Here is a 12,747-nt window from a genome sequence, read left to right as displayed (position 1 = left end):
CCGCGGTCGCGGTTCCCGCCCCTCCTCCGTGCTCGGCCCTTCTTCTCGCCGCACGGTCCGCTACGCCATCGTCTTCACCTCTATCTCCGCGTCCGACGCCACCTCACCCGCGGGACGGCGCAGCAGCAGCCACCCCGCCAGGGCTGCGAGAGCCGCCACGGCGCCCGAGACGAGAAGTGCGGAGTCCATGCCTGCGACGAAGGTGTCCGGGACGACGGACGCCGCCCCGGGCCCGAACGAACGAGGTGTGATCCCCAGCGAGACCGACCGGAGGGCCTCGTCCAGCTCCGGCCCCGTCAGTTCCGTTCCGCTCTCGGCGAGGCGCGCCGGAAGCAGGGCGTCCACCCGGGCCACGAGCACCGCGCCCAGCACGGCGGTGCCCAGGCTCCCGCCGACCTGCATGGCGGTCTGCTGGAGCCCGCCGGCGACGCCCGAGTGACGCAATGGCGCCGCGGCGACGATGAGATGGGTGGAGGCCACGATCACGGAGCTGAAGCCGAGCCCCAACACGATGAACCACAGCCGTAGTTCGCCCAGCGAGGAACCGCCACCGGTGGCGTGCGCCAGACCGGTGGCGGCGACGGCCGTGATCACCATGCCCAGCAGGGCGGGCGCCCGCGAGCCGGTACGCCCCATCAGCAGGCCGGTGGCGATACCCGCCACGACCATGGCGAGGGTCAGCCACAGGACCAGGACCCCGCATTCCACGGGGGACATTCCCAGCACGTTCTGCAGGAAGAACGTGCAGACGAACGGCACGCCGAACATGACGAAGGAGACCAGGACCATCAGCAACACCCCGGCCGAGAAAGCGGCCGAGCGGAACAGCGACAGGGGCACGAGCGGTTCGGGTGCCCGTGCCTCCCACACGCAGAAACCGGCGCCCAGGACGCAGGCGCCGGCGAGTGCCCCCCAGATGCGGACGTCGCCCCAGCCGTATTCAGGGGCCTGTACCGATCCCCACAGCAGCGCGAGCAGTGTCCCGGCGAGCAGGAACACGGCGACGGGATCCGAGGATCGCGTCGCCGTGTCGAGGCGCGCCTCGCGCAGGACCAGCAGGCCCATCGCGATGGCCGCGATGCCGAGGGGCAGGTTGATGAAGAAGATGGACTCCCAGCTGCTGTACTGCACCAGGAGTCCGCCCACGACCGGACCGGCCGCCGTCGCGATGCCGAGCGCGCCACTGCGGACGGCGATCGGACCGTTCAGCCGGTCCGCGGGGAACGTCGCGCGCAGCAGGGCGAGGGTCGGCGGCTGCATCAGTGCGCCGAACACCCCCTGGGCCACCCGCAGCGCGGTGATCGAGGCGATGCCCTCGGACAGGCCGATGGCGACGGATGTCGCGGCGAAGCCCGCCGTCCCCGCCAGGAAGACCCTGCGGTGCCCCAGCCGGTCGCCGAGCTTTCCGGCGACGACGAGCATGGCGGCGAGCGCCAGCAGGTAGCCCGTCGTCACCCATTGGATCTCCCCGACCGACGCCCCGAGATCGGCCTGCATGTCGGGCTGTGCGACGGCGACCGCGGTGGTGTCCAGGGACACCATCATTCCGCCCAGCGCCAGGGGTGCCAGCGTGAGCCACGGGTGCCCGCGCAGGCGGTTCATGCCGCGGTGCGTTCCGGTGCCGGACTGGTCCGGGCCTGCGGAGGCTGCCATCCGGGCGGGCCGAACACGTAGCCGGCACGGTCACGCCAGGAAGACGCGCCGCGGATGTCACGGAACATCTGGGCGAACTCGTGGACCTGGATGCGCCAGATGCTGTGTGTGGTGATCTGCTTCGTCAGTCCGTAGGTGGGGCGGTGCAGCTCCGGCTGGAACGTCCCGAACATCCGGTCCCAGATGATCAGCATGCTGCCGTAGTTCTTGTCGAGGTACTCGGGGTCGCTGCCGTGGTGGACCCGGTGGTGGGAGGGGGTCACGAGGATGGCCTCGATCGGACGCGGGAGCTTGCCGATCTTCTCGGTGTGCGCGAAGAGCCCGTAGATGAGATGCAGCGAGTGCATCGTGAAGACCAGGGCCGGCGGGACACCCATCAGGGGAAGCGGCAGCCACATCAACTTCTCGAACCACTGGGCCCACTTGCGCCGCAGGGCGACCGAGACGTTCAGGTACTGGCTGGAGTGGTGCACCTGGTGTCCGGCCCACAGCAGCCTGATGCGGTGGGTCATGCGGTGGTAGCAGTAGATGGTGAGGTCGACGCCGATGAAGAGAACGACCCACGTGTACCAGGAATCCGCAGGCAGCTGGAACGGTGCCACATAGGCGTAGAGCCATGCGTAGAAGAGCAGAGCCGCGGTGCGCAGCACACTCGAAATGGCTAGGGCCCCGAGCCCGGTGAGGATGTTGGCGCGGGTGTCCTTCGTCGAGAAACGCTCGCGATCGTCGTCATCGAATCGTATCGCCACGAATTCGACGAGGATAATGACTGCGACAGCGGGAAGCGCGTACATGATGGGGTCGTGAAGGCGTTCAGATAGATGGGACAGCAAGAGTCCTCCCGCGTCGGACGATGGAATGTCGGGTAACTGTCGCCCACTTCCGGGGCGTAGCGAAGGTAACAGTGGGCACGATTGGTCCCGCTAAAATCCCGCTAATCAGTAGGCGGTCGACAGAACCCGGCGCAACTCCAGCGAGGGGTCCCTCGACAGGATTGTCGTGTGCAGCATCCGGAGCCGTTCGCCGGGTTCCAGCCCGAGCTCGTGCACCAGCGAATCGCGGACCCTGCGGTACGCCTCCAGCGCCTGCGCGACGCGTCCGCTGCGGTACAGAGCCAGCATGAGCTGCGCGTGGACGGTCTCCCAGGTGGGGTGCTCGCCGGCGAGCCCGTACAGCTCCGCGACGACGTGCTTGTGCTGGCCCAGGCTCAGCTGGATGTCGATCCGCCGCTCCAGGACCTCGATGCGCCTCTCGTCCAGCTGCCGGGCGAGGTTGTCGAACGTCGGCAGCCCGCGGAGGTCCGCCAGGGCGCCACCTCGCCACAGGGCATGGGCGGCATGAAGGCTGACCAGCGCTTCTTCCTGACGGCCCTCGGCAGTGGCTGCCCGAGCCTGCTGGAAGTACCGGTCGAACTCGTGCAGATCGAGCTCACCGGCCAGCACCTCCAGCACGTAGCCGTGCGGTTTGGTGATCAGACGGTTCGCGAGTCCCCCGTACTCGTCGAGGTATTTGCGCAGCTTCGACACGTAGACCTGCAGAGCGGTGCGGGCGGTCCTCGGCGGGTGGCCCGCCCAGAGCGCCTCGGTCAGGCTGTCCCGGGAGACGACCGTCCCGGCGTGCACGCAGAGCAGGGCCAGGACCGACCTGATCTTCATGGGCTGCGGCGTGACCGCGCGGTCCGCGTCGACCAGCTCCAACGGCCCCAAGACATTGAATCGCACCATTCGTTCCCCCGTCGCACTCGGTGGTGCTCAAACAGCGGACCGCGAATTGCGGCCACAGCGGGACGATGCCGGAGCCTGCCGGGACGGGCAACCCATAAAAAGCACCGCGGCCATGGGGTCCCCTTAGATATCCGGGGCGGCCTCCGCGCAACCCCCTACTCCGCCCCGACCCCCGTGATCTTCTGGGGGCCCCTTCCCCGACACCGGAAGTTACCGAATAGGGGTTATCCGCCCGGGAGTGCCTGCCTAGGATTCCGTGCCGGCGCACACTGTTTCGGCGGCTCCTATTTTTCGAGGAAATCACGTGAAGGAAGTCATCGATACTGTTCTTGCAGGCGATGCGACATCCAAGGATTTCGAATCCCTCCGCATGCCGGATAGTTATCGGGCGGTCGTCCTCCGCAAGGAGGACGTCGGCATGTTCACCGGGATGGCCTCCGGGGAGAAGGATCCGCGCAAGTCCCTGCACGTCGATGAGGTCCCGGTTCCCGAACTCGGTCCCGGCGAGGCCCTGGTGGCGGTGATGGCCAGTTCCGTCAACTACAACACCGTCTGGAGCTCGATCTTCGAGCCGGTGGCGACGTTCGGCTTCCTGGAGCGGTACGGCAAGCTCAGTGACCTGAGCAAGCGCCATGACCTCCCGTACCACGTCCTCGGTTCCGACCTCGCGGGTGTCGTGCTGCGCACCGGGCCCGGCGTCAACGCCTGGCACCCGGGCGACGAGGTCGTCGCGCACTGCCTGTCCGTCGAACTCGAATCCAGCGACGGCCACAACGACACGATGCTCGACCCCGAGCAGCGGATCTGGGGCTTCGAGACGAACTTCGGCGGCCTGGCCGAGATCGCCCTGGTCAAGTCCAACCAGCTGATGCCGAAGCCGAAGCACCTCAGCTGGGAGGAGGCCGCCTCCCCGGGCCTGGTCAACTCCACCGCCTACCGCCAGCTCGTCTCACGCAACGGCGCCGGCATGAAACAGGGCGACAACGTCCTCATCTGGGGCGCCAGCGGCGGACTCGGCTCCTACGCCACCCAGCTCGCACTGGCCGGCGGCGCCAACCCCATCTGCGTCGTCTCCAGCGACCAGAAAGCCGAAATCTGCCGGAAGATGGGCGCCAGCGCGATCATCGACCGCAACGCCGAAGGCTACAAATTCTGGAAGGACGAACACCACCAGGACCCGCGCGAATGGAAGCGCTTCGGCAAGCGCATCCGCGAACTCACCGGCGGCGAGGACGTCGACATCGTCTTCGAACACCCCGGACGCGAGACCTTCGGCGCGAGCGTCTACGTGACCCGCAAGGGCGGCACCATCGTCACCTGCGCCTCGACCTCCGGCTACAACCACGAGTACGACAACCGCTACCTCTGGATGTCACTCAAGCGAATCATCGGCTCCCACTTCGCCAACTACCGCGAAGCATGGGAAGCCAACCGCCTCATCGCCAAAGGCAAGATCCACCCGACACTCTCCAAGGTCTACTCCCTGGAGGACACCGGCCAGGCAGCGTACGACGTCCACCGCAACCTGCACCAGGGCAAGGTCGGCGTGCTGGCGCTGGCCCCCGCCGAAGGCCTCGGCGTGCGCGACGCCGAACTCCGCGAACAGCACATCGACGCCATCAACCGCTTCCGCACGGCGCGGACGGACCAGAGGGAAGAGAAGGCAGGGCGATGAACCCGTCAGTAGTAGGCATCGTGGGGCTCGGATCGGTCGGAGAGCCCCTGCTGCGCGCGTTGCGCGCGGCCGGTCACGACGTCGTCGGTGTCGAGAGCGATCCCGACGTCCTGGCACGGGCGGACCGGCGGATGAAGTCCGCGGCTTCGGCGGACGGGCCGGGCGGCGGGGACTGGGTACTGACGACCGACCTGTCGGAAGTGGCCCGCGCCGACGTCGTCATCGAGGCCGTGCCCGAGGACCTGGTGACCAAGACCGATGTGCTCCGCCGGGCCGGTTCCCTGTGTGCGCCCCATACGGTCCTCGTCAGCACCACCGCCGCGCTCTCCCTCGTACGCCTCGCCTCCGCGTCCGGAAGGCCGGACCGGACCCTGGCGCTGCGCTTTCTGCGGCCCCCGTCGGCCGGGGGCGCAGTCGAGCTGGTGGCCACGCCCATGAGCTGCGCCGAAGGTGTCGGTGTGCTCGAAGCCCTGACGGCATCGCTCGGACTGACTCCCGCGACGATCGGCGCACGCGCGGGCGACGACGCGGTCGGTCTGGTGTACCGCTTCCTCAACCGCGCGGTGGCCATGATCGAGGAGGGATACGCCGACCGCGACGCCATCGACGCGGCGATGCGGCTCGGCTGCGGGTTGCCGCTCGGGCCCTTGCAGCTCCTGGACGAGCTGGGCCTGGACCATGTGCACGCCGCGCTCACCGACCGGTGGGAGCGCACCGGAGACGGCACCTTCCGCCCAGCACCGCTCCTCGGCTCCCTGGCCGGCGCCGGGGCACTCGGCAGGAAGAGCGGACAGGGCTTCTACGCGTACGACGAGACCGGCACGGCCGAAGGCGCGGTGCGGGCCCCGTCCCTGGCGGGCGCCCTCCATGACGGCGGCGGTGCGGGAACCGCGGACGTCCTGCGGGTAGGCGTCGCGGGCTCGGGCACGATGGCCCGCGGCATCGCGGAAGTCACCGCGGCGGCCGGGCTGCCGACGGTCCTCGTGGCCCGCAGCCGGGAGAAGGCGGACGCGGCGGTGGAGGCGATAGGCGCCTCGCTGACCCGCTCCGTGCGACGGGGCAGGGTCACCCCCGGCCGGAAGGCGGCGGCACTGGGACTGATCGAGGGGGCCGACAGCCTCTCGTCGCTGGGCGACTGCGACCTGGTGATCGAAGCGACGGCGGAGGAACTCCCCGTCAAGCAGGCTGTCTTCGCCCAGCTGGGCGAGGTGTGCCGTCCGGGCGCTCTGCTGGCGACCACCACGTCCAGCCTTTCCGTGGCGGCCTGCGCGGACGCGTCCGGGCGCCCCCAGGACGTGCTGGGACTGCACTTCTTCAATCCGGCGCCCGCGATGCGGCTGGTCGAGTTGTCCCGCACGGCCGCGACCGGCGAGGGGAGCGTCGCAGCCGCCCGGGCCTTCTGCGACCGGCTCGGCAAGACCACGGTCGAGTGCGGGGACCGGGCCGGTTTCATCGTGAACCACCTGCTCTTCCCCTACCTCGGTGACGCCGTCCGGCTGCTGGACCGCCACGACACCTCGATCAAGGAGACCGATACCGCCCTGAAGCAGGGATACGGATATCCGATGGGCCCGTTCACCCTGCTGGACAGCATCGGTCTCGACGTCTCACTCGCGATCATGCGGCGCCTGCGGGCGGAGTTCTCCGCACCGGACTTCGCGGTGCCGCCCATGCTCGAAGAGCTGGTCGCCGGCGGCTCCTTCGGCCGCAAGAGCGGCCAGGGGTTCCGCCGCTGGTCGTAGGAGGGGAGAGCCGGGGCCTTGGCGACCCGCTTCGTACCCGGCGGCCCGGCCCGGGCTACATACCGCTCCGGGCGGGTTTCCCCCTCGTCAGCAAGCCCATGATCGGGGGGAGGTCCGATCGCCCCCGGACCCCGAGCTTCTGGTACGTCCGTGTCAGGTGCTGCTCCACGGTGCTCGTCGTCACGAACAACTCCTCGGCGATCTTCCGGTTGGTGCGCCCCTGGGACGCCAGCATGGCGACCCGCTGCTCGGCCCGGCTGAGCACCTCGACGCGCCCGCTGCCCAGCCCCTCCGCGAGGTGTGGGCCGTCCCGCAGGACCGTCCTGGGCCGCTCCCGTTCCCCGTCCCTCAACGACCGCGCCGGAACCGTCACACGGGGACCGCCGCCGAATCGTTCGAGCGACGGCGCCGACCGCTCCCGCGGTCGCCGGCTGCCCGTCTCCTGTTCCGAATGGCAGTCACGGAGCAGCCGTTCGGCCTCTCCCTGACGCCCGAGCCCGGTCAGTGCCTTGGCGGCGTACACCTGCCAGTCCAGCGACACCGAGGAGTTGAGCTTCCACGCGGCCATCAGGTCACGGCAGGCGTAGAAGTCGCCGAGGGCTGCTTGGTACCGGCGGACCGACAGGTGGTACCTGCCGCGCGCCTGGAGATACAGAAGCCCCGGAACCGTCTCGAACATCGCCTCGGGCAAGGGGATCCTGAAGCATTCGGCGGCGCCTTCCTGGTCCCCCTGCGCCATGCACGCCAGCACCTTGGCGGACAGGGGGATGCACAGGGCGATCCCCCATGCCGCCGGACTCAGCAGGTTCAGCGCCTCGTCGGCCCGCCGACCTGCGACCTCGAAGTTCCCGAGCCGCGTCTCCACCGCGGCACCCGCCGCGGCGAGGATCGCCCGGACCGTGGGCGACCGGTGGTCGGCGTCGCGGTAGAGCAGGTCGCACCACTCGGCGGCCTCGTCGAGCCACGCGGCGTCGAACAGCGAGGTCAGGGCCGCGCCCACGGCGGCCAGGGAAGGCTCCCGCAGGGACGAGCCCTGAAGGAGCCACGCGGCGGTCTCGGCGACACCGCTGACCGGCCCCTCGGACCGCAGGGTTCGCAGCAGCAGCGCCCCTTCCGACTCCGGGTCCGCCGCCCTGAAGAACGGCGCCGAAGCCGAACCGCCGAGCGCGGCACCATCGACGTAGCGGGCTCCCAGAGCCGGATAGACGTAGGCGAACCAGATCCGCAGGATCTCCAGACGCGTCCTGGACTCTCCGTCCAGCCGGCCCTCCACGGCATCGAGGTCCGCGCACACCTCCTCGGCCACCTGAGGCCGGCCCTGCCACAACAGGTGGGCGGCCAGCCGCATGCTGTGGCGCGGGGTGAGAAGGCCGCTCCGGTGGTCGTCCAGCATCCTGTCGAGCTGGTACGGAAGCGCCGCGGGGTTCGTTTCCCATTCCGCCTGGACCAGTTCGGCACGGATCGCGGCCAGCTGCCGATCGTCGCGACACGCTTCGTGCGCGGCCCGAAGCAGGGTCACGGCCCGTTGGGCGTCATTGGTACGAAGGGCCTGGTCGGCCGCGTTCAGCAGAGTGGGGAGCGCCCAGCTCTCCTCCACCGGGCCGCCCGCCACCAGGTGGTCGGCGACCACCGCCGAAGCGGCGCTGTCCGCGTACATCAGGCGGGCCGCCTTGCGGTGCAACGCGGCGCGGCACGCGGGGGCCATGTCCGCCAGCACCGTCGTCCGGGCCGCTTCCACGTTGAACTGTCCCCGGCCGGTCAGGCCGATGGCGTCCAGGACGCCCATCGCCGGTGCGGCACCGCCGCCGTCCACATCCATCAGCCGCTCGACCAGTGTCGGCGTTGCTGCCTTGCCCAGCAGGGCGATGCCGTGGCCGATGCGCCGGACCGGCTCGCTCACCTGGCTGACCAGGTACTGGACCGCCAGCCCGAATGCCTTGCCCGTCACGGGGGCGGACCCCTGCCCCTCCGCCGTGGATGTCTGACGGTCCATCAGCAGTGCCTGCAACAGCAGCGGGTTGCCGCCCGAGGCGCCCTGCCAGGCGGCCACCGTCCCGGGAGGAGCCCCCGGACAGGCCACCTGGTACGCGATCGCGGACGCGACGCTCTCCCTGGACAGCGGCGTCAGATGCACCAGTGCGCACCGGAGGTTCCGGACGAACTCGGCCGTCAGGGTGGAGGTGGCCTCCGGCACCTCGGTGCGCTCGCCCAGGACGATGAGGACCCGAGAGCGCCCCACCCGCCGTATCCCGTACAGCAGGCAGTGCAAGGAGGCCGGGTCGATCTCGTGGACGTCGTCGACGGTGATGACGACGAATGCACGCTCGGCCAGCTGCCGGATCACCCCATGGATCGAGTCGATCACCTGGATCACCTGGGAAGGCGGGAGGCACGAGGAGTCCCAGCATTCGGCCGGAAACCGCCGCGCGGCCTCCAGAAGGCCTTCCAGCTCGGCCGCCTGACCGGACGACAGCCCCCTGGCATCGGTCAACTGGCCGATCACCCCCATGGGCACGTCCCGCTCCGCGCGCGAGGCGACACCCGTCAGGAGGACCGCCCCTAACGCTTCGGCGTGTGTCTGGATGTCGCGGAGCAGGGTGGTCTTGCCCATTCCGTGCACCCCGGTGACGAGCACGGCCCTGCCGTCGCCGCCTTCCGCCTGCGTGAACATGTCCCTGAGGACTGACCAAGCACGCGTTCGATCCAACAGATCCATAGAGTTGCCTGCCCCCGTGTCTTCGCAAAGCCTGGAACGTTGATCAACCTGTCTCGGTGACTTGGCCACGGGGCCGCGTTCCGCTTTTCACCCGGGGCACCTCGCCTCCCTCCCGCCGAACCACCACGGGCTCGGCCGCCGTCCCCCTGGAAGCCCGGACCGGTCGCGTCGGGCTCTCTCGACCATGCTCGCGTCCGGCCCCGGCCGAAGCCGTCGGCATACGGCCATCACCCTCGCGGACGCCTGCCAGGGGTAACTGCCCCTGGCACATGCACGACCGAAGCCCGCGCCTCGCCCAGCAACCGCCGGGGCCGGGGGCAACCCTAATCGAACATGCGCTCTAGCGCGGTCACGTAATCTACCCACAACAGGTGTCGGCAACAAGGAAATTGAGGAAACCTTGAGCTCCGCACCGCCGGTAAGGTTTCGAGATCAACCATTCTGCATCTCTTGCCGCCCATAAATGAGCGGAGGTCTCCATCCGGCCGAACTCCGGCGATCAGGACCAACCCCCCATGTCGGCAATTGGGAACACTTCGGTTCCGCGCGGTTCGGAGGGCACTTCCACAGGAAACCAACAGGTCGCCCGATCCAGGACAAGCGCGTTACCAACGCCTTATCAACGGGGCATCACGCCACTTGAATCCGAATCCGGGCGCACCTGAAAGCGCGCGTCCGGCCCGGACATCTCACACACCGCCCCGGCCTGTCCCTCGCCGCCACCGGAGCCGCGACCGCCGCCCTACTCCCCCGCATCGCCCTGTCCCCCACGGCTCCGGCCTGCACCGACGCAGGCCGCCCAGGTCACGAACTAGAACGTACGTCGATGCGTTCCGAGAACGATCGCGGTCGGATGCCATGGGACTACTCGCGAGAATCAAGAGCAGTCGGTTGGCTCACGTCGACTCGCCGGCGTCCCTGTTCCGCCCGTCGAAACTCGTCCGGTGTCGCCGGTGGATCGAGGAGTGCGGAATCGGAGGCCACGTACGCCGCCGGCCGGGCGTCGATCCGGCGCCAGGACTGCGGTGGGGCCAGGATCTGCTCGCCTTCGGTCAAGACCCCGTGCCGACAACGTCGGTGATCAATGGCGCTGGCCCCTGATTCAAGGGCTGCGCCCTAATGCCCGGTGGGACAGCGCGCGGCGTCGGATGCGGTGCATCGCAAGGCGGAGGGGCACCCTCATACCGGGCGTATTCGGGCGATCCGACAACGCGGCGAGGCGCCGTAGCCGTCGTCGTGCACCCGCCGGGGATTACGGGACAGCCACGGGACAGCCCTCAGATCGCCGCGACCAGCCGCTCGGCGATGCCGGCGGTGATCGCCTCGGCGTGATCGGTCAGATAGAAGTGGCCCCCGGGAAAGACCTGGAGTTCGAAGGATCCGTCGGTGCGAGCCGCCCAATGGTGGAGCTCACCGACATCCACACGGGGATCGGCGTAACCGGTCAGCGCGTACACGGGGCAGGTCAGCGGAGCGGTCTCGGTGTAGCGATAGGTCTCGGCGGCCCGGTAGTCGGCTCGGACGGCCGGCAGGACCAGGCTCAGCATCTCCGGATCCCCGAACATGCCGGCCCCGGTGCCGTCCAGCCCCATGAGGTCGGCGACGATCTGGTCGTCGGACAGCAGGTGCAGCCCATCGTCGACCACGCGGTCGGGGGCCTTGCGGGCTGACACGAAGAGTGCGGCGGCCGGATGGCTCGCGTCGCGGAGCCTGCAGGCCACCTCATAGGCCAGGGTGGCACCCATGCTGTGCCCGAAGAGCCCCAACGGCCGGTCCGTGTACGGGGCGAGGGCCTCGGCCACATGGTCCGCCAGCACCGCCATGTCGGGGATGTTGGGCTCGGTGCGGCGGTCCTGACGCCCCGGGTACTGAACGGGGAGCGCCTCGATTCCCCGGGCCGCGAGGCCCCGCGACAGCGGAAAGAAGAAGCCCGCGGAGCCGCCGGCGTGCGGGAGGCAGACGAGCCGGGCAGTCGGGTCACCCTGGGGGTGGAACCTGCGAATCCAGGAACCGCTGTCGACAAGAGTTTCCATGGCTTCCCTTTCCAATTATCCCCGGTTCGATATCTGTCCTACGTAGCGAGAATGTGGGAACGGCTTCCCCGGGGACAACCCCTACTGATTCTTCTGGGGGATGACGGAGGGCTTAGGGGGATTCCGGTCCCCCCGCGCCGGTCCCTACGCTGGCACGCAGGTCCGTGTCGATTTACGCCACGCACACCGTTGCCGGTCACGCCAAGAGCGTGGAGAAGGAACCCATCGTGAAAGAAATAGTCAGTGCCGCTCTTTCCGGCGATGCCGGGAGTCTGGATTTCGCTGGTCTCCGTGTCCCCGAGAGCTACCGGGGGTGCGTCATCAGGGACGGGGACGCCGGAATGTTCGAGGGCATGGAGACCGCGGAGAAGGACCCGCGGAAGTCCCTGCATATCCAGGAGGTGCCGACACCCGAGCCAGGGCCGGGCGAGGCCCTGGTGGCGGTGATGGCCTCGTCGGTGAACTACAACACCGTGTGGTCGGCCATCTTCGAGCCGCTGCCGACCTTTGCCTTTCTGAAGCGGTACGGCAAGCTCAGTGACCTGAGCAAGCGCCATGACCTCCCGTACCACGTCCTCGGCTCCGACCTGGCGGGTGTCGTGCTGCGCACCGGGCCCGGCGTCAACGCCTGGCACCCGGGCGACGAGGTCGTCGCCCACTGCCTGTCCGTCGAACTCGAATCCAGCGACGGCCACAACGACACCATGCTCGACCCCGAGCAGCGGATCTGGGGCTTCGAGACGAACTTCGGCGGCCTGGCCGAGATCGCGCTCGTCAAGTCCAACCAGCTGATGCCGAAGCCGAAACACCTCAGCTGGGAGGAGGCCGCCTCCCCGGGCCTGGTCAACTCCACGGCCTACCGCCAGCTCGTCTCGCGCAACGGCGCGGGCATGAAGCAGGGCGACAACGTGTTGATCTGGGGCGCCAGCGGCGGACTCGGCTCCTACGCCACCCAGCTCGCACTGGCCGGCGGCGCCAACCCGATCTGTGTCGTCTCCAGCGACCAGAAAGCCGAAATCTGCCGGAAGATGGGCGCGAGCGCGATCATCGACCGCAACGCCGAGGGCTACAAATTCTGGAAGGACGAGCACCACCAGGACCCGCGTGAGTGGAAGCGCTTCGGCAAGCGCATCCGCGAACTCACCGGCGGCGAGGACGTCGACATCGTCTTCGAACACCCCGGACGCGAGACCTTCGGCGCGAG

At 69.0% G+C, this 12,747-nt stretch carries 8 protein-coding genes; 3 read left to right on the top strand and 5 right to left on the bottom strand.

Annotated elements, in window-relative coordinates; genetic code table 11:
• Positions 1-60: 60 nt before the first annotated feature.
• From ACFWFI_RS32625 to ACFWFI_RS32615, 3 genes are all read right to left on the bottom strand, one after another.
• The gene (locus tag ACFWFI_RS32625; protein ID WP_387397283.1) at positions 61-1,602 is read right to left on the bottom strand and encodes an MFS transporter; all 1,542 of its coding nucleotides are present in this window, start codon (positions 1,600-1,602) and stop codon (positions 61-63) included.
• Positions 1,599-2,402 carry a sterol desaturase family protein gene (locus tag ACFWFI_RS32620; RefSeq protein ID WP_387397281.1) on the bottom strand — a complete coding sequence of 268 codons (804 nt, stop codon included), beginning with the start codon at positions 2,400-2,402 and terminating at the stop codon, positions 1,599-1,601. Before ACFWFI_RS32620 ends, ACFWFI_RS32625 begins: the two co-directional genes overlap by 4 nt.
• Positions 2,403-2,591: 189 nt before the next feature.
• Positions 2,592-3,377 carry an AfsR/SARP family transcriptional regulator gene (locus ACFWFI_RS32615; protein ID WP_387397278.1) on the bottom strand — a complete coding sequence of 262 codons (786 nt, stop codon included), beginning with the start codon at positions 3,375-3,377 and terminating at the stop codon, positions 2,592-2,594.
• Between the two features lie 316 nt (positions 3,378-3,693).
• Between ACFWFI_RS32615 and ccrA (ACFWFI_RS32610) the strand changes: the two genes are divergently transcribed.
• On the top strand, positions 3,694-5,052 hold the full coding sequence (gene ccrA, locus ACFWFI_RS32610; protein ID WP_387397289.1) for a crotonyl-CoA carboxylase/reductase: 1,359 nt from the start codon (positions 3,694-3,696) through the stop codon (positions 5,050-5,052).
• A complete protein-coding gene (locus ACFWFI_RS32605; protein ID WP_387397275.1) occupies positions 5,049-6,794 on the top strand; it encodes a 3-hydroxyacyl-CoA dehydrogenase family protein in 1,746 nt (581 codons plus the stop codon). The genes ccrA (ACFWFI_RS32610) and ACFWFI_RS32605 overlap by 4 nt, the downstream gene beginning before the upstream one ends.
• A 55-nt stretch (positions 6,795-6,849) precedes the next feature.
• On the opposite strand, the gene ACFWFI_RS32600 is transcribed toward ACFWFI_RS32605, so the two are convergent.
• Entirely contained in the window at positions 6,850-9,510 is a 2,661-nt protein-coding gene (locus tag ACFWFI_RS32600) for a helix-turn-helix transcriptional regulator (protein WP_387397272.1), read from the bottom strand.
• Between the two features lie 1,277 nt (positions 9,511-10,787).
• Positions 10,788-11,543, bottom strand: coding sequence for a thioesterase II family protein (locus ACFWFI_RS32595; RefSeq protein ID WP_387397269.1), 756 nt, complete (start codon positions 11,541-11,543; stop codon positions 10,788-10,790).
• Positions 11,544-11,770: 227 nt separating this feature from the next.
• Between ACFWFI_RS32595 and ccrA (ACFWFI_RS32590) the strand changes: the two genes are divergently transcribed.
• Positions 11,771-12,747 (top strand): crotonyl-CoA carboxylase/reductase (gene ccrA / locus ACFWFI_RS32590; protein WP_387397286.1); only part of this gene is annotated, 977 nt, incomplete at its 3' end.

This window comes from Streptomyces sp. NPDC060209 (genome assembly GCF_042728155.1).
In the GTDB taxonomy this organism is placed as follows: domain Bacteria; phylum Actinomycetota; class Actinomycetes; order Streptomycetales; family Streptomycetaceae; genus Streptomyces.
This window is presented reverse-complemented; position numbering and strand designations above follow the sequence as displayed.